We start from the raw sequence: 17,876 nt of genomic DNA, 5'->3' as shown, positions 1-17,876 counted from the left end.
CTTTACCAATTGGAAGGTGGCAGGCGACGCGTATGAAAAACTCGTAGTACCTGAAGCCGACCTTGGCGAACCCGGTAGGGAATCAAATAGGGGCGATCAGGCATGACCCATTCCCGGGTACCGGGTAAGCGTCCTTCACGACCCGTCGCTGGAAATCGGGCAAGGTGATCGACACTGGCGAGAATCGCTCGAACAAAATCTGCTGCAGCTTCTGGATTCTCGATGGCGATGTAGGCGGCTTCGTCATCCAGATTCTTTAACGCCGTACGCAACCACTCAACGCGCATTCGCCGTCCACTTGTCAGCCATTGCGTTTACTTCTTCTTGTGTCGCGAAGTCACCTTCATCGGCTTCTTTCAAGGCTTTCTGAATTTCCTCGATTTGCCACGCTTCACGGGCCAGGTATTCACGCAGCGCATCCACGGCCAGAAATGATTTGCTGCGGCCCGTTGCCTTGGAAAGACTCGCGAGGGTATCGGCGATTTCGTCTGGTATGCGCAGGGACATAACTGACATGGTGGTCTCGATGTAGTGGTTTGTAATACAACATACTACACCGTCATCAGTGAGGCGGGGCCAGCCCGTTCGTCTGTCGAGATGTTTCAATCGACAGGCAATGACCTGATATAGACTGGCGACCATTCACCAAGCCGTTCAAAAGGACTCCCCATGACCCCATCGTTGCTAATGGCCGTGCTTGCCTCGGGTTTTATCTACGGCATCACCCCCGGGCCGGGTGTGCTGGCGGTGTTCGGCATTGGCGCGGCCCATGGGCGACGGGCCGGGGCGGGGTTTCTGTGCGGGCATTTGCTCGGCGATGTGATCTGGTGCAGTACGGCGCTGATCGCGATTGTCGGTGCGCGGGAGATCGGCAGTACCGCGTTCGACGTGCTCGGTGTGCTCAGCGGCCTGTATCTGTTCTGGCTCGGCTGGCGTGCGGTGCGCGCCCGGCGCAGCAGCGCTGATGCGCCACGGGGGCCGGCACGGCAACCGTTCTGGCACGGCATTCTGTTCGGTTTGACCAATCCGAAGGCCTATCCGGTGGCCGTGGCGACGTTCACGGCACTGTTGTCGAGCCGCGCGGAACTGCTCAACTGGTCAATGCTGCCGGCGCTGATCGCCCTGAGTTTCGTCGGCGGGTTGCTCGCCTACGCTATTCTCATTGGCGTTGTCGGTGCGCGGCGAGTGCGCAGCTTGTACCAGCGTCATGAACTGGCAATCACCCGGTTGTGCGGGGTGATGTTCATCGGTTTCGCCATTAACGCGCTGGTCCATGCGTTGCCGGGGCTGATGCCGAACAAGGCTTGAATATGATCACAAGGATGCAAGGCCGACAGGGCAGGGATGATTGATAAGCGCTGCATTATCGGGACACCCACGCTGAACCATGGAAAACCGAAATTCCGCGCCGCTGGCGAGCTACATCGATCTGTTGCTGGACGCCGTCTGTGCGGTGGATAAACAGGGCCGCTTCGTCTTTGTCAGTGCGGCGTGCGAGCGCATATTCGGCTACAGCGCGGATGAGATGATCGGCCAGCCGATGATCGACATGGTGCACCCGGCCGATCGCCAGCGAACCCTCGATGCCGCCCGGGAAATCATGGGTGGCGAGCCCAAGCTCAACTTCGAAAACCGCTACCTGCGCAAGGATGGCCGCGTGGTGCACATCCTCTGGTCGGCGCGCTGGTCCGAGGACGATCAATTGCGCATCGCGGTGGCCCGCGACATAACCGAGCGCAAGCAGGCCGAATCCCGGCAGGCCGCGCTGTATGCGATTTCCGAGGCGGCCCATGCGGCAGAGGATCTGCTGGCGTTGTTCAAACGCATCCACATGATCATCGGCGAATGGTTGCCGGCACTGAATTTTTCCGTGGCACTGTACGACGAGCGCTGCGCACAGTTGAATTTCCCTTATCACGTCGATGACCACGAGCCACAGCCCGAACAGCCCGGAACAATGACCGGGCGCCTGTGCGCCGAAGTGATCCGCACGGGGCAGCCGATCCTGTTGACCCCGGACCAGTGCACACCGCCTGCCGGCTTCGAAGCGCTGGTAACCGAGCAGAACGCACCGTGTTGGCTGGGTGTGCCGCTGAACTCGCAAAACGGCACCATCGGTGCGTTGATCGTCAAAAGCATTCCGGGCGGCGAGCGCTACACCGAGCAAGACAAGGAACTGCTGCAATACGTCTGCGCCCAGGTCGCAACCGCCATCGAGCGCAAGCAACTGCATGCCCGCCTGCAATACATGGCCCAGTACGACCAACTGACCCAGTTACCCAACCGCGAACTGCTGCGCGACCGGCTCAAGGCATCACTGCAAGTGGCCCGGGAAGACCGCGGGCGCATGGCGCTGTTGTACGTCGACCTCGACCGCTTCAAGCACGTCAACGACACCCATGGCCACGCGGTCGGCGACATGCTGCTGCAAGCGGTGGCCAACCGGCTCAAGGGCTGCGTGCGGGAAACCGACACCGTGGCACGCATCGGCGGCGATGAGTTCGTGGTGTTGCTGCACAGCATTCGCGCTGCCGACGATACCGACATCGTGGTCGAGAAAATCCGTCAGGTCCTGGTCCAGCCCCTGCGTCTGGACGGGCACAGCCTGAACATCCAGCCAAGTATCGGCGTCGCCCGATACCCCGATCACGGCACCGAAGAGAAGCAATTGTTCAGGCATGCCGACGAAGCGATGTATTGCGCCAAACGCGAGCATCACCTGCGACTGGTCTGAAAACCAGGCACCGTTCGTCGTGGTATCCACATAATTTTCTAAACCTTTTGGGACGCGCAACTTCAGATTCTATGGGGGCTACAGCTCGCCGCGACTATCACCAAGAGGAAGAGAATCATGCCTAGCTCAAGAAACTCGAACTCGGGGAATTTCGCCAACGATCGAACGAAGGCTTCTGAAGCCGGTCGCAAGGGTGGGAAAACCACCACCACGACCGTCGAAAAAGACCCGGCGAAACCCGACATGGGCCGCAAGGGCGGTCAGAAATCCCGCTAAAGGATGCGGGTGGTTTTGATTGAGAAGCGGGGGCGAAAGCTCCCGTTTGAACTTTTCAAGGAGGGCGCGACCATGAACCGGATGGCCACCCGATTATGTAATGCCAGTTTTGCCACGTTATTGGGGCTGTTTGCCAGTAGCGTCTTTGCCCAGTCATCCGCCGAATTCATCGACGAAGCCTCGGCCAAAGGCATGGCCGACATCGAAGCCAGTCGTTTGGCGCACCAGAAATCCGAGTCCAAAGAGGTCAAGGACTACACCATCGTCGTCATCAACGACCGCACCACTGCGAACCAGCACCTGGCGAAAATCGCCAGGCAACTGGATTTGCCCGTCGCCCCGCGCGAAGAAATTGTCGAAAAGGCCAAAGCCCTGATGCCACAAGCCATGGATGGGACGACCTTTGATGAGGCCTATGCAGCCAGTCAGGTGAAGACCACCCAGGAAGCCATCGATCAGTTGCAGCAGGAAGCACAGACCACCGACGTGCCGGAAATCAAGGCGTTCGCCGAAGAAACCCTGCCCAAATTGCAAAATCATCTGCAAATGGCCAAGGCATTGCAGGCCAAAAGTTGAGCACAAGGATTGAACATAAACGGCGCGGGATTTCGGTCACGCGCCGTTTTTCTGTTCGGCACTGATCCAGATGCGGCTTGGGGTTTTGTGTTGGATTTTTCAGACAGTGGCGGTCGAATGAAAATTCGACGTGACCGAAAAGGTGATTTTCTGAAACCTTTAGCGGTGCTTGCCGCGGTATCGTAGCGGCCCGAGGACAACGCACCGACAGGAGAACGCAATGAGTTGGTCCGCCAAACAGTACGTCGCTTTTGAAGATGAACGCACCCGTCCCGCCCGTGACCTGCTGGCGGCCATTCCTGCCGGGGACGTGCGTACGGCCGTCGACATCGGTTGCGGGCCTGGTAACTCCACCGAGTTGCTGGTGGAGCGCTTTGCCGGCGCCTCGGTGCAGGGGCTGGACAGTTCGACCGACATGATCGAAGCCGCCCGCAAGCGTCTGCCGCAAGTACGTTTCGACATCGCGGACATTGATAGCTGGAGCGGCACTGGCCCGTTCGATGTGATATTTGCCAACGCGGTATTGCAGTGGCTGCCTGATCACGCGACATTGTTGCCTTCGCTGGTGAACAAGCTTGCACCGGGTGGCACCTTGGGCATTCAGATGCCGGACAACCTCAATGAGCCTTCACACCGTTTAATGCGCGAAGTAGCAGCTCATGGCCCTTGGGCCACCAAACTGGCCGGTGCTGCCGGGCAACGCACGGAAATGGCTGATGCCGGTGGCTATTACTCGATGTTGAAGCCCCACTGCGCCCGCGTCGATGTGTGGCGCACCACCTATCATCATCCGCTCGCGGACGGTGCGTCGGGTGTCGTCGAGTGGTTCAAGGGCAGCGGGTTGCGGCCGTTCCTCGACCCGCTGGACGAAGCGGAACGGGCGCAGTATCTGAAGCAGTATCAAGCGGCTATCGAACAGGCGTATCCGGCCTTGGCCGATGGTTCGGTACTGTTGCCGTTCCCACGACTGTTTATCGTCGCAACCCGCTGATGCGAAAAAGCGACAGACTTATCTGTCCCTTTTTTATCCATCAACGCTGAGCGCCGACCAACATCATCATGGGCCGCTCACGCTCCTCGGCAAGGGCCGGTTGCGCCGCCACCTCGGCATCGCTCGGCCCCCATTCGTCGACGTGCTGAATGCTGAATCCAGCGCCAATCAGCGTGTTGAGCAACGTGCCAATGGTGCGGTGCTGTTTGATCACACCGTCCGCCAGCCAATTGGTCACGCGCTCGCCTTCACTCTGATAACCGTCCACGGGCCAGCTCTTGTTGCCCTGGGCATCGATGATCCAGCCAGGATTGCGCGGTGCCATGAAGATCGGATGTTCGATGGAAAACACGAAATGCGAACCGGGTTTGAGGGCTGCGTGGACACTGGCGAACAGCCCCGGCAAGTCCTTGATGTAATGCAGCGCCAGGGAGCTGTAGGCCAGATCGAAACTGGCGGTGGGCAGATTGAGCTGCCCCAGATCGGCGCGCTCATAACGGATGTTCGAAGCGGATCTGGTTTTGCGCGCCTGCTCCAGCATCTTCTGCGAAACATCCAGGCCGAGCACGCTTTCGGCGCCTTGCTCACTGGCCCAGCGACAAAACCAACCGTAGCCGCAACCGAGATCCACTACCTTCAGACCCTGCATTGGCGGCAGTATGGCCTTCAGTGCAGGCCATTCCGGCGCGGCATCGAGACCGCCGATGGAGCGGGCCATCTGGCTGTAGCCCTGGAAGAATTTAGGGTCGTCGTAGATGTTTTGGGTCATGTTTGGGACCTCTCATGGGATTGTTCACATGACAGCACAATTTTCCCGCGAGTGATGGCAACCCGTGGCGAGGGAGCTTGCTCCCGTTGGACTGCGTAGCAGTCCCTTTCGGGGTCGCTTCGCCCGAACGCGGACCGACCCAGCGGGAGCAAGCTCCCTCGCCACAATGACTGTTCGTCCGTGCTATCTCTTAACTGGCCGCGATTGCTCAGGACGGCTCTGCATCCATGCGTCGAGCGATAACGTCCAGCACATCGCAACCGTCGCGCAATGGCACGGAGCACAGTAATGCGAAGTCACTGAGAACTACTGAGTCAGAGGTCAGGTCGCCGCGCATTGCGAGGTTTTCAAGAAGCTGCGTCACGGCGCGAATTCTGTAACTGACCGTGCTGAGCAGGGAGTGCAGGGGTTGGGTGGTGTTGACGTAGAGGGAGGGTAGATCGTCGACGTTGCTGGTTAAAGCCATATATTCGTTCATGAGTAACTACCGTTTGCAGGTGAAAGACCTACCACTCAATCGTCGCCAAACAATAGGGTGGTAGCTGTACGCGGGTTGGCGAACCGGGCAACGGCAAAACCGGCAGACCCGAAGGTCTCCCACGCACAGCTACCGAAAAAAGGCAGCCAAGTGCGATTAAAAACGCTCCGAGTTAAGCTCGGAGGTTCCTATGCCGCTGACATCGAGTCGCCAAACCCGATACGCCATTTGGGCGCGCTCGGACTATAGGGCTCATGACAAAGGCACAGCAATGCGCAAGTGTACGGACAATTCCTAGTGTCGTGTAGGACGCGGCTTTTTCTTGAAAGTTGCCTGCAGCGCTTCACTAAATTCCCGCTCATAAAAAAACCGGCCACTTGGGGCCGGTTGATATATCAATGTAATAGGGTCATCAGCCTTGCTGCAGCACCTTGAGAGCAGCCGACGCCAAAAAACCCGAACGGCTTTTCTCTTCCGGGTGGTGCAGCACGTACTCATCGATTCGGTTGAGCAGGTAGCCGGGTAGTGTGATGTTCAGCTTCTGGGCCTTGCCCAGGTATTTAGTGACGTCGATGTCCACCAGTGCCCACGCACAGCCCGCGTACTTCGGATTAGCTGCATGCAGGGTCACTTTGTTGGCAGACGGAATGGGTGAACCATCTTCGGCCAGAATCTCGAAATGGCCCTCAATGGCTTCTCGGGCCATGGCCATCGCGTCGTCCAGATCTTCCCCCGCGGAAAAGCAGCCCGGAATGTCGGGGACTTCCACGCCCCAGGCGTGCTCGTCGTCGCCCATTGAAATTGCAATTGGGTACAGCATGTTCATTGTCCTCCGAGGACTCAGCGCATCGGGCTCGTTAGAGCAGCGCCTGTTGCAAAATACTGATGGCCGTTTTCTTCAGCAGATCTTTTTTGGGATGAGGGACCGTCACCAAGCCCGGCTTGGTCGGATGCTTGAAGTGATGATGGCTGCCTCTGATACGTACCAGATACCAACCGTCCGCAATGATTTGGCTTATCAAAAATCGGCTATTCACATCACCTCCTTGTGGTGTGCTTGTGGTTACTATACCTACTGAAATATTTGAATCAATACTATAACCACCGAAATCGTCCTGGGGTCGATGGCATAGGGCGATAGGGATCGAGTCTAGGAGGGCTCTGCGGCCATGGCTTCAGGCATGGCCGAATTGAAGTGATATGTGTATTGCAAGGATTTGCCGCGCAGGCGTATGCGCGGGCAACAGGTGCGCCAATCGTCTGCCAGGAGACGAAATCCTTTACGGAGGCGAGAAAAACGCTAACAGGACAGCGACTTTATGGCGAAGCGCTAATTTTTTGGTGAAAAAGCCAAATTCAAGATAGCCGGTGTCGGACCGAAGCATTGCTCACCAGTAATCTGTGGCGAGGGAGCTTGCTCCCGCTGGGCCGGGCTGGCGCCCCAGCGTGAAGCGGTCCCCAAAAAATGGGACGGCTGCGCCGTCCAACGGGAGCAAGCTCCCTCGTCACAGGTTCAGAGTCGCGCTTAACGGATTGGCGTTGGCCATCGCGAGATGGTGAAAATCACTGCGGCTTACTTTTCTTTGAGCGCCTGGCACTCAAGTATTCAAAAATAAACGAAGCAAAGCCGAACAACCCGATCATTGAAACGATCATGATTCCCAACTCTGAACTGTCCATGGTGATATCGGGGCAAAGGGTAAGCCGGGAGGATAAGGTATCTCCCGTCCGGCTCAACGCAGCGCTATTGCTTCTTTACGAGCAGGGGCGGATCTATACGAAAACTATACGAGCGCTTGGCCCGGCGGGTCGATTCTGCGCTGTTGCGAATGCAGGGTGAGCCTCGTGGCGCTACACGCCAACTGAGCTAACCTTTGGGCAGCAGGTTGGATCCGACGAGAACAGCTCGACTATGAAAATATCAGCAAAGGCCATCGATTACCCAACAAGAGTATTTAAAGCGGAATGGCCAAATTTAGTATTGTGGGCTTTTTTGTTGTCGCCGCTGATAATTAGATTAATCATAAACTATCGATACTCGAAAATTGATTTATTGGCCATGTATACCATCTCTATTTCAGTGTTGTGGCTTCTGGCGATTCGATTTTCTTCGTTCAATCAATTCAAAACTCACGTCGTTCTGCTTCCGTTCTATTTGTTGGCGGTCGTCGATCTATTCCTTGTTCTGAATTTCAATTCGAGATTCACGGCGGCCTATGTGTTTATCGGTTTGAACAACTACAAGGAGGCAAGCGATTTTTTGCCGACTTATTGGCGGCCGCTTACCATCGTTTTGATAATATTCGTCGCTTGCTATGGGGCAGGGCTCATAGGCTTGCATAAGCGTGAATTACATAAAAACAAGGGTATTTTCGTTTTGGCAATTAGTGCCTTGCTTTTGGGGTATGGCGCGTATTTTTATAAAACGGTCAAAGTCAATTCTTTCGGGAAGCATGCGGTCCTGGATCTCGTTGCAAAAGATCAAAGCACGCCCGTCGGGTACTTATCGCAACTCGGCCTCACTGCTCACTTGTATTTGCAATCGGAGCAATTTATCAAGCGGCGCCAGAAATCGGAGGTGAAAATAATCAGTGTTTCGAATGAGTCAAATATAGAAACTGTTGTTTTTGTAATCGGTGAGTCATCGCGGCCGCAAAATTGGTCTCTCTACGGATATGACAAGCAGACCACTCCGAATCTCGACAAGCTGGCAGGGATTTACAAGTTCAATCGCATGTGTACGACAGCCCCATATACTTCGGTCGCCGTTCCCTCAATGCTCAGCCTTGAGCCCATATCGGATTGGAATGCCATTGCGTCAAAAAAATCCTTGGTGGGTATATTTCGCGCAGCCGGTTACATGACCTATTGGTTGTCAGTGCAGGAAGTCGATAGTTTCGGCGGAATAATTCCGCAAATAGCAGCAGAGGCACAAAATTGGCAATATTTTGAAAGGAGCTATGACGGAGCATTGATGCCGGAATATGAAAAAATTTTAAACAACGGCGGTACGCAAAAACAAGCCATATTTATCCACATCAAGGGCAGTCATTTCGATTACTCGCGCCGGTATCCAGATGATTTCAAAAAATTCAAGCCGTCAACCAATAGCGTAAAAGATAAAATCACCGCAGAATATGATAATTCCATCTTGTATACGGACTGGCTGTTAATCTCAATTATTGAGCAATTGAAATTGAGCAAAAAACCATCGATCTTGTTTTATTCATCGGATCATGGCGAAAATCTCATGGATGATAGTCGAGGGCTGTTGGGTCATGGAATTGGCAATAAGTATGATCTGCCGGTTTCGGCGTTTGTCTGGGCATCCGATAATATTTCAAGCCAGCAAGCGCTCAAGCTTTCAAAGTTGAAGGAAAGAGAGAATCAAAGAGCTAGCATATCGTCCTTGCCGCACACGCTTTTAAATATCACTGGCGTTCTCACGAGTGAATATAAGAGCTCGGATGATTTGTTAAGCAATGATTTTGTGACGTCGAAATGTCCATACCAGCTCGGTTCAGGATATGTTCCGACATTTGATTTTGATGCGCTTTAAACCGGCCAGATCGTTTTCCGACGGGGCAACATGAAGTGGCGTGGCGGGTATGGCGAGGTGAGGATTTGGTCTGAAGCGCGATGGTGAGACTAAACGTCCCCCAATGCGACCTCCAGCTCGTTGTCGATGCGTACAGACGCTGCTGGAAGCTTTGAAATTAGTGGAGCGGGTGAAGGGAATCGAACCCTCGTTATCAGCTTGGGAAGCTGGAGTAATGCCATTATACGACACCCGCTCAGAGCGGCTGACTTTGTACCAGATACGCGCGGGGATTTGAAGTTTTTCTTTGCACCAAATGGCTTTAGCGCAGGTGAAACGATGCATAGACCGCATGGCGGTCGTTCGCGGGCAAGCCTCGCTCCTACAGAAATGCGATTAACGCTGCGGGGCGAAGCTTGCTCGCGATGACTCTATTTCAGATTGCCAATGCATGGTGGTCCTGGACGTAGTGGTAACGCGGTCGGCTTTCGTGTTGTGAAGGTTTCAGGAAGCCCATCAGTGCGTTGCGGCTGTCTCGGCAGGCGGCTTTGTGCTCCATGTCGAGAAAGTGGCCGGTGGCCTGGAGGGTGCTGAATGTGCTGTGTTGCACGTGGCTGGCGAACAACCGGGCGTCGGCGGCGGCGGTGTATTCATCCCATTCGCCGTTGAGGAACAGCACTGGCACGTCGATTTTTTTCGCCGCGTGCAGGTAGCACTGGCGGTCGCTGTGCAGCACGTCGTTGATGTGGAAGTGCATCTGCCCGTACTCATGTTCGGCCAGGGAGCTGACGTGGCGATAGTTGAAGCGCTTGAACAACGACGGCAGGTGTTTGCCGATGGTGTCGTTCACCAGGTGTCCGACCCGGTCGCGGTCCAGGTTGCCGAGGTGTTCGACGCCGCGCTCGAGGTAGTCGAGCATGTGTGCGTTGATCACCGGGGAGAACGAGCTGATCACGGCTTTTTCGATGCGCCGTGGCCGTTGCGACAACGCCATCATGGTCGCGGCGCCACCCCAGGAAAACGACAGCACGTGCTCGGCGGCGAAGTGGTCGATCAGCTCAAGCAGGATCTGCCCTTCGATTTCCTTGGTGAGCATTTTCTCATGCAGGTTGTGGGCTTTTGACCGGCCCGCGTAGGGCTGGTCGTAGCAGACGACGTTGAACTGCGGATGGAGGTTTTTCACGGTCTGTGCAAACGACGCAGTCGTGGCCATCGAGCCGTTGACCAAGATAATGGTCTTCTCTGCGGCGTCTGCGCGATAGAACTCCGTGTAAACCCGATACTGACCCTGTATATCCAGCACAGCGATTTCTGGCCTCATGTCATAAGACTCCTGGCAAGCGGGTATGCGCGCAAATAGAGATTGCACGAGCTTTGTGACAGGTAGGCATACGCCTGGAATTTGAGAGGCCCATGTCGATCCATTGCAGTCCGGTCGACGGGTATTGTTATTGGCGGGCAGTCTGCCGGATGAGGCCGGAACCGAAGGGTTCCTACCGGCAAAAAGTTTCTTAGAAGTATGGGGTGACTCATCGGTCACATTTCGGCCGACGTCCTGATTCAAGCAGGGGTCACGTCATCGCGCAAGTGCCATTGGTAAATTGTTCGACAACTTCTGCTCGGCGGTCGCCTGCTTAGATCGATCCGATCTCTTCATCGGTCAGTGGGCGGTATTCGCCCGGTTTCAACGCGTCGTCGAGCACCAGCGGCCCCATGCGTTCGCGGTGCAGGCGCATCACCTTGTTATTGAAGTGGCCGAACATGCGCTTGACCTGGTGATAACGGCCCTCGACGATGCTCAGGCGTGCGCATTTTGCCCCGAGCAGCTCTAGCCCGGCCGGTTGCGTGGTGAGGTCTTCGAAGGCGAAGTACAGCCCTTCGCTGAACTTGATCGCGTATTCGGGGCCGATGTCCTGTTCGGTTTCGACGTAATAGACCTTGGGCAGTTTGGTCTGTGGTTGGGTCAAGCGTCGCGACCAGCTGCCGTCGTTGGTGATCAGCATCAGACCGGTAGTATTGAAATCCAGGCGTCCGGCGATGTGCAGTTCTTCCTTGTCCGGTTCATGAATCAGGTCGAGCACGGTCGGGTGCTGCGGGTCCTTGGTAGCGCTGACGCAACCGGCAGGTTTGTGCAGCATGAAGTGGCGCAGGGGTTTACCGACTTGCAGCACGTCGTTGTCGACTTCGACGCGGCTGAATTCGCGGACTTCGCTGTGCGGGTCGCTGACGACTTTTCCGTCAACCCTGACGCGTTTTTCCACCAGCAACAGGCGTACCTGCTTACGGTTGAAGCACGGCAGATTGCTGAGGAAACGGTCGACGCGCATGACTAAGGATCAGTGAGGAAAGGGGCGCGCATCTTACTAGAACGATTCGGGCGCTGCTTGCAACTGCGTCTCGACTTCGGCGCAACGCGGGCACAGGCACGAGGCGTTGCGTAGTTCCGTCGGCAGCGCCTGGAGCACCGCCGGGTCGATGCTGACGCCGTAGCACCAGCAGGCGCGGTCGGCGGTTCGCGGGTCAGCCAGAGTGCAGTCGTTGGGGGCGCCGCAGGCGGGGCAGAGATCAGGCTGGTTCATGGACGGAGTGAGACTTCTCTACGCAGGTTCGGTTGCGGCCACTTTGTTTGGCCCGATACATCGCATGATCCGCCCGTGACAGCAGGCTGTGCAAGGTGTCATCGGGCTGTGGGGAAATAACTGCTGGATTCATAGGGTAAATCGGCTGGGACCAGGTGCCGCGGTGCCTGGGCTGATGCCTTCGCTGGCAAGCCAGCTCCTACCAGTTCTGCGCTAACCCTGTAGGAGCTGGCTTGCCAGCGAATCGAAAGATCACAGCAGTGTTTTCAGATACATCCGCCAGCCGCCAAAGTGGCTGATGTTCACCGCACCCTCCAGCCCATACGCCTCACAGATAAATCCGCTCTCCCAGCGACCATCCGCCAGTTGCACCTTGCCCAGCCCCAGCGGTGCCGGAATCCCGGTCAGGAACGAGCCGAGTTCACGGCTTGGCAGCTCCCAGACCTCCACCGCAATCGCCACGCCGCCATCCTTCACGCGGACCATGCCCGGACGAAACGGCGGGCCGCCGGCCAGGGCATAGAGTTGATAGTCCGGCGAGCTGAATGTCGATTCCAGCAACCGGGCACCGCGCTGCTTGAGCTGCCAGTTCAACGCCAGCCCGTCCAGATGCGCGCCGCAGACCACCAGCCGCGCCCGATCATGGCGTGCAACCGGCGCCGGGGCAGGTGCGGCCAGGCCTTGCTGACGCTGCAGTGCATCCGCCACGCTCAATAGATACTGATCGGTAAAGGCGCGGCCAAACAGCGTCACGCCCCAGGGCATGCCGTTGTCCATGAAGGCGCTGGGCACGGCGACGGCGGCGTAGTCGAGCAGGTTCATGAAGTTGGTGTAGTAGCCCAGTTCCGAATTGCGCAGCACCGGTTCGGCCTCGAGTTCCGCCAGCGTCACCGGGCGGCCGATGGTCGGCGTGACGACACAATCGAGGCCCTCCAGCGCGTTGTCGCACAGGGCTTTGAGCGCTTGCAGGCGGTATTGGGCGCGGAAGGTTTGCACGCCGTCGACGGCGGGCGCCTTGGCCAATACGGCGCGAATCACTGGCAACACGGCCTCGGGGTTTTGCGCCATCAACTCACCGGCCACGCTGTAGCGCTCGGCCACCCACGGGCCTTCATAGAGCAAGCGGGCGGCCTCCAGAAATGGCGACAGGTCCAGTTCCACCGCTTCGCCACCCAAGGCCTTGAGGTGGTCGATGGCATCACCGAACAACAGCGGGCCTTCAGGGCAACCGAAAAATTGCAGGTCCTGCGCACGCGGCACACCGAAACGGAACGGCCGCGGTGTGCCGAACGCCGAGCCGTCGTTCCACAACGGGTTGCTGCGGCTGTATTCGTCCCGTGGATCGAGGCGCGCGGTGAGTGCTAGCAACTGACTGGCCTCCCGCGCGGTGGCAGTGAACGTGGTGACGCAATCCAGCGTACGACAAGCCGGTACGACGCCGGCCGTCGAGATCAGGCCCTTGGTGGCTTTCAGGCCGATCAGATTATTCAACGCCGCCGGCACACGCCCGGAGCCTGCTGTGTCGGTGCCCAGGGAAAAACTCGCGATCCCGAGCGCCACCACCAGCGACGAACCGGCGCTGGAACCGCCCGACGGGTATTCCGGCAACACGCTGTTGGGGCACGCGCCGTACGGTGAGCGGCTGCCGTTGAGCCCCGTGGCGAATTGGTCGAGGTTGGTCTTGCCCAACGGAATTGCACCGAGGGCCAGCAGTTGCTCGACGATGGTCGCCGAACGCTCCGGCACATAGGCAAATGCCGGGCACGCCGCCGTGGTCGGAATGCCCGCCAGGTCGATGTTGTCCTTGATCGCAAACGGCACGCCGTACAGCGGCAGGCTGTCGAGGTCGCGACCGTCGAGGGCGGCGAGGTAGGGCTCCAGTTCATCGACACTGAGCAAGTGGATGAACAGGTGATAGTCCGGGTTCAGCGCAGCGGCTTTGTCCCGCAGTTGCAGCAGTAATTGTCGTGGCGTGGTGCGGCCGTCGCGATAAGCGCCACGCACGGCGTCGAGTTGCAGATTGATGTTCATGGCATGAGTCCTTTTCAAAATGGGTTCAGTCGAGTTCCAGCACCACGACGCGCTGTCCGGCGCGCACCGCCGAACCCGGTTGCACGCGAATCTCGCGCACCACGCCGGCCATCGGCGCGAGCAGGGGGATTTCCATCTTCATCGACTCCAGGATCACCAGCACGTCACCGGCCTCGACGCGGCTGCCGACCTCGACCTGAACCTGCCAGAGGTTGCCGGCGATGTGGCTGTCGACGCTCTGTTGGCCGCCGGCCAGCGGCGTCTCTTCGGTCGTCTCCGGGGCCGGTTCTTCACTGTCGAAATGCGCCTGGCCGCTGGCGATCCAGCGTTCGCGCTCGGCATTGAATGCGCCTTTTTGCTGATCGCGAAACGCGTCGATGGTCTCGGCTTCCTGCGCCAGAAACGCCTGGTAATCCGCAAGGTTCAACTGACTGTGCTCGATGTTCAGGTCGAAGCGCCCGAGGGGGAAGTCCCGGCGAATGCGCAGCAGTTCATCGGCGCTGACCGGGTAGAAACGGATCTGGTCGAAAAACCGCAGCAACCACGGTTTGCCATCGAACGCGGCAACGTCGCGGTAGCGGTTCCACATCTGCAACGTACGCCCGACAAACTGATAACCGCCGGGGCCTTCCATACCGTAGACGCACATGTAGGCGCCACCGATGCCCACCGAGTTTTCCGCGGTCCAGGTGCGCGCCGGGTTGTACTTGGTGGTGACCAGGCGATGACGCGGGTCGAGCGGGGTGGCGACCGGTGCGCCGAGGTAGACGTCACCCAGACCCATCACCAGGTAGCTGGCGTCGAACACCGTGCGTTGCACTTCATCGAGGTTCGGCAGGTCGTTGATGCGGCGGATGAACTCCAGGTTGCTCGGGCACCAGGGGGCGTCCTTACGCACGGTGGTCATGTATTTCTCGATGGCCAGCTGGCACGCCGGGTCGTCCCAGGAAAGCGGCAGATGCACGATGCGCGACGGTACTTGCAGGTCTTTGGCGGCGCACACGGCGTCCCATTCGCCGGCAACGATGCCGAGCAGATCCGGTAGTGATAGTTGCTCGGGCTGATAATGGATTTGCAGTGAGCGGATGCCGGGGGTGAGGTCGATCACACCGTGCAGGTGTTTGCTTTCCAGCGCCTGCATGAGGGCGTGGGCGCGGAAGCGCAGGACGAGGTCCAGTTCGGGGGCGCCGATTTCCAGCAGCAGGTGGGTGTCGCCCGAGAGCCTCGCCACCAGACGCGTGTCGTCCCGCCCCAAATCCAATACCACAGGCGACACAACCCCTTGTAGGAGCTGGCTTGCCAGCGAAGGGGCCCTGTCAGTCAACATTGATGTCGCTGACACACCGTTTTCGCTGGCAAGCCAGCTCCTACAGTGATCCCATTTCAAGGCGAGGGCTCGGGCAGTTTTGATATCGACCGGCAGGAACTGCACCTTGTCCCCTGCCTTGAGCTGCCCCAACTGCCAAAGATCCGCCTCGATCACCGTCACCGGGCACACGAACCCGCCAAGGCTCGGGCCATCCGGTCCGAGGATCACCGGCATGTCACCGGTAAAATCCACCGCGCCGATCGCGTACGGATTGTCGTGGATGTTCGACGGATGCAAACCGGCTTCACCACCGTCGGCACGCACCCATTCCGGCTTCGGTCCGATCAGGCGAACGCCCGTGCGGCTGGAGTTGAAATGCACTTCCCACTGCGTGGCGAAGAAGGTGTCGATGTAGTTTTCGGTGAAGTATTCCGGAGCCCCGTGGGGGCCGTAAATCACTCGAATTCGCCGAACCGCAGGCAGTTCGGTGAGCTGATCTTCAGCCAGTTGCTGACCGGCGCTGTGGTCATTCAGGGCTGGCAGGTGCAATACATCACCGGCTCGCAAGGCGCGGCCACCGTGGCCGCCGAATTGGCCAAGGGTGAAGGTGCTTTTGCTGCCCAGATAATCCGGCACTTGCAGGCCGCCATGCAGGCACAGATAGCTGCGGGCACCGGCTCCGGCAATGGTGCCGAGGCTCATGGTAGCGCCTGCCGGAACCATCAACGCAGTGTTCATCGGTACGCTTTCGCCATTGAGCAGCAATGGAATCACCGCGCCGGTCACGGCTACTACCGTCTCGCAATTGAAGCGCAGCAACGGCCCGCTCATGGTGATTTCCAGTGCCGCCACGCCTTCGTCATTGCCCAGCAAGCGGTTGCCCAAACGCAGCGCGCGACTGTCCATCGGCCCCGACGGCGGTACACCCACCGCCCAGTAACCGAGGCGACCGGGATAGTCCTGCACGCTGGTCTGGGTGCCAGCGCTGAGCACTTCGAAAGTGTTGGCCTGGTACAGCAGACCCTCCAGGCAACGGGTCCATGGCTGGCCGCTGGCGAAAGGCGCGTCGAGCAGAATCTGCCGCAGGTAATCGCGGTTGGTTTCCACGCCATAGAGCAGGCTGTCGCCCAGCGCCTGATACAGGTCCGCAGTGGCTTCTTCGCGAGTCGGCGCCCAACTGATGAGCTTGGCGATCATCGGGTCGAAGTAGGGCGGGATCTCGCAGCCAGCCTCGACCCAGGTGTCGATGCGCAGTTGAATGCCATTGGCCGGCGGGAAATCCACGGCGGTGAGCAAGCCTGGGCTCGGTTGAAAATCACGACCCGGATCCTCCGCGTATAACCGTGCCTGAATCGCATGACCCTCCGGTTTCAAACCCTGTACCAGATCGCTCAGCGGCGGCAGGTCACCGGCCGCCAGTTGCACCATCCAGCGCACCAGATCGACACCCCATACCTGTTCGGTGACACCGTGTTCCACCTGCAAGCGGGTGTTCACTTCCAGGAAGTAGAAACGCTGGGCCTCGCTGTCGAACACAAACTCCACGGTGCCGGCGCTGCGGTAATTCACAGCCTTGGCCAGTTTGACCGCCGCTGCGCACAACTCATCGGCCATGCCGTCGGGCAGGTTCGGCGCCGGGGTTTCTTCGAGGACTTTCTGGTTGCGGCGCTGCACCGAGCAATCGCGCACACCGAGGGCGATCACCTCGCCGCGACCATCGCCGAACACCTGTACTTCCAGATGGCGGGCACGCTGGATGTACTTCTCGATGAACACCCCGGCGTCGCTGAAGTTGTTCTGGCCCAGGCGTTTGACCGCTTCGAAGGACTCGCTCAACTCGGCCGCGCTGCGGCACACGCGCATGCCGATGCCGCCACCGCCGGCGGTGCTTTTGAGCATCACCGGATAGCCGACCTGTTCGCCGGCGACCAATGCGGCGTCGAGGCTGTCGAGCAATTCGGTGCCGTCGAGCATGGGCACGCCGTGTTGTTTGGCCAGGGCGCGGGCGGTGTGCTTGAGGCCGAACGCGCGCAGTTGTTCGGGCGTCGGGCCGATGAAGGCGATGTTGGCGGCCTCGCAGGCTTCGGCGAACGCGGCGTTTTCCGAGAGAAAACCGTAGCCGGGATGGATCGCGGTGGCGCCGGTGGACTTGGCGATGGCGAGGATCTTGTCGACCGCAAGATAAGTTCCAGCCGCTGCACCCTCACCGAGGCTGTGGGCCTCGTCGGCTTGCAGGATGTGCAGGCTGGCGGCATCGGCTTCGGAATACACGGCGACACCCTGCACTTGCATCTCGCGCAAGGTCCGCAGGATGCGGCAGGCAATGGCGCCACGGTTGGCGATCAGGACTTTTTCGAACATGGCATAACCCCCGGAGGCGATAGCGCATCAGCCTCGACTGGGATGCGGGCCGTCCCGCAGTTTTTCTTGATGCACCAGGGCCGTCCCCGGTGAAAAATCAGTTCACTTCGCAACACCACCGATCCCCTGTAGGAGCGAGCCTGCTCGCGATAGCGGTGGGTCAGTCAACCTATGTGGTGAATGCGCTGACGCCATCGCGAGCAGGCTCGCTCCTACAGGGTTTATTGGTGTTCT

At 58.4% G+C, this 17,876-nt stretch carries 17 protein-coding genes, 1 tRNA gene and 1 pseudogene; 6 read left to right on the top strand and 13 right to left on the bottom strand.

Annotated features, from left to right (window positions below):
• Positions 1–2: 2 nt before the first annotated feature.
• Both AC1DWG_RS26460 and AC1DWG_RS26455 read right to left on the bottom strand, forming a co-directional pair.
• A complete protein-coding gene (locus AC1DWG_RS26460) occupies positions 3–287 on the bottom strand; it encodes a type II toxin-antitoxin system RelE/ParE family toxin (protein WP_477755355.1) in 285 nt (94 codons plus the stop codon).
• On the bottom strand, positions 277–516 hold the full coding sequence (locus AC1DWG_RS26455; RefSeq protein ID WP_150727562.1) for a CopG family ribbon-helix-helix protein: 240 nt from the start codon (positions 514–516) through the stop codon (positions 277–279). The genes AC1DWG_RS26460 and AC1DWG_RS26455 overlap by 11 nt, the downstream gene beginning before the upstream one ends.
• Positions 517–669: 153 nt before the next feature.
• On the opposite strand from AC1DWG_RS26455, the gene AC1DWG_RS26450 reads away from it, so the two are divergent.
• The 5 genes from AC1DWG_RS26450 (at position 670) to tam (ending at position 4,577) form a co-directional block, all read left to right on the top strand.
• On the top strand, positions 670–1,308 hold the full coding sequence (locus tag AC1DWG_RS26450) for a LysE family translocator (protein WP_477765098.1): 639 nt from the start codon (positions 670–672) through the stop codon (positions 1,306–1,308).
• 79 nt (positions 1,309–1,387) lie between these two features.
• On the top strand, positions 1,388–2,734 hold the full coding sequence (locus AC1DWG_RS26445; protein ID WP_477755357.1) for a sensor domain-containing protein: 1,347 nt from the start codon (positions 1,388–1,390) through the stop codon (positions 2,732–2,734).
• Between the two features lie 117 nt (positions 2,735–2,851).
• The gene (locus tag AC1DWG_RS26440) at positions 2,852–3,010 is read left to right on the top strand and encodes a KGG domain-containing protein (protein ID WP_477755358.1); all 159 of its coding nucleotides are present in this window, start codon (positions 2,852–2,854) and stop codon (positions 3,008–3,010) included.
• 72 nt (positions 3,011–3,082) lie between these two features.
• Positions 3,083–3,586 (top strand): DUF4142 domain-containing protein, encoded by a 504-nt coding sequence (locus tag AC1DWG_RS26435; RefSeq protein ID WP_477755359.1) that lies wholly within the window; start codon positions 3,083–3,085, stop codon positions 3,584–3,586.
• Between the two features lie 220 nt (positions 3,587–3,806).
• On the top strand, positions 3,807–4,577 hold the full coding sequence (gene tam / locus AC1DWG_RS26430) for a trans-aconitate 2-methyltransferase (protein WP_477765099.1): 771 nt from the start codon (positions 3,807–3,809) through the stop codon (positions 4,575–4,577).
• Positions 4,578–4,617: 40 nt separating this feature from the next.
• Here the strand turns inward: tam and AC1DWG_RS26425 are convergent, their stop codons facing one another.
• From AC1DWG_RS26425 to AC1DWG_RS26410, 4 genes are all read right to left on the bottom strand, one after another.
• A complete protein-coding gene (locus tag AC1DWG_RS26425) occupies positions 4,618–5,346 on the bottom strand; it encodes a class I SAM-dependent methyltransferase (RefSeq protein ID WP_477765100.1) in 729 nt (242 codons plus the stop codon).
• 208 nt (positions 5,347–5,554) lie between these two features.
• Positions 5,555–5,824 carry a short-chain dehydrogenase gene (locus tag AC1DWG_RS26420; protein WP_477788555.1) on the bottom strand — a complete coding sequence of 90 codons (270 nt, stop codon included), beginning with the start codon at positions 5,822–5,824 and terminating at the stop codon, positions 5,555–5,557.
• A gap of 412 nt (positions 5,825–6,236) precedes the next feature.
• On the bottom strand, positions 6,237–6,644 hold the full coding sequence (locus AC1DWG_RS26415; RefSeq protein WP_392886121.1) for a type II toxin-antitoxin system HicB family antitoxin: 408 nt from the start codon (positions 6,642–6,644) through the stop codon (positions 6,237–6,239).
• A 37-nt stretch (positions 6,645–6,681) separates the two neighbouring features.
• On the bottom strand, positions 6,682–6,861 hold the full coding sequence (locus AC1DWG_RS26410; RefSeq protein ID WP_034150107.1) for a type II toxin-antitoxin system HicA family toxin: 180 nt from the start codon (positions 6,859–6,861) through the stop codon (positions 6,682–6,684).
• A gap of 875 nt (positions 6,862–7,736) precedes the next feature.
• Between AC1DWG_RS26410 and AC1DWG_RS26405 the strand changes: the two genes are divergently transcribed.
• Positions 7,737–9,383 carry a phosphoethanolamine transferase gene (locus AC1DWG_RS26405; RefSeq protein ID WP_477788554.1) on the top strand — a complete coding sequence of 549 codons (1,647 nt, stop codon included), beginning with the start codon at positions 7,737–7,739 and terminating at the stop codon, positions 9,381–9,383.
• A 161-nt stretch (positions 9,384–9,544) separates the two neighbouring features.
• Here the strand turns inward: AC1DWG_RS26405 and AC1DWG_RS26400 are convergent.
• From AC1DWG_RS26400 to uca, 7 genes and pseudogenes are all read right to left on the bottom strand, one after another.
• Positions 9,545–9,618 (bottom strand) — tRNA-Gly (locus AC1DWG_RS26400).
• A 180-nt stretch (positions 9,619–9,798) separates the two neighbouring features.
• Positions 9,799–10,683, bottom strand: a complete 885-nt coding sequence (locus tag AC1DWG_RS26395) for an alpha/beta fold hydrolase (protein ID WP_477755880.1) — start codon at positions 10,681–10,683, stop codon at positions 9,799–9,801.
• A gap of 313 nt (positions 10,684–10,996) precedes the next feature.
• Positions 10,997–11,689, bottom strand: coding sequence for a pseudouridine synthase (locus AC1DWG_RS26390; protein ID WP_477765103.1), 693 nt, complete (start codon positions 11,687–11,689; stop codon positions 10,997–10,999).
• A gap of 36 nt (positions 11,690–11,725) precedes the next feature.
• Positions 11,726–11,941 (bottom strand): cysteine-rich CWC family protein, encoded by a 216-nt coding sequence (locus tag AC1DWG_RS26385; protein WP_477755882.1) that lies wholly within the window; start codon positions 11,939–11,941, stop codon positions 11,726–11,728.
• Positions 11,928–12,050 (bottom strand): annotated as a pseudogene (locus tag AC1DWG_RS26380) (hypothetical protein); the annotation flags it as partial. The gene AC1DWG_RS26385 and the pseudogene AC1DWG_RS26380, both read right to left, overlap by 14 nt.
• Before the next feature lie 143 nt (positions 12,051–12,193).
• A complete protein-coding gene (gene atzF / locus AC1DWG_RS26375) occupies positions 12,194–13,972 on the bottom strand; it encodes an allophanate hydrolase (RefSeq protein ID WP_477765104.1) in 1,779 nt (592 codons plus the stop codon).
• Positions 13,973–13,997: 25 nt separating this feature from the next.
• Positions 13,998–17,642, bottom strand: a complete 3,645-nt coding sequence (gene uca, locus AC1DWG_RS26370) for an urea carboxylase (protein WP_477765105.1) — start codon at positions 17,640–17,642, stop codon at positions 13,998–14,000.
• Between the last annotated feature and the right edge of the window lie 234 nt (positions 17,643–17,876).

Source organism: Pseudomonas sp. P4_B3, from assembly GCF_056402295.1.
Note: the sequence above shows the minus strand (reverse complement) of the source record. Positions and strands in the feature narration are given on the sequence as shown.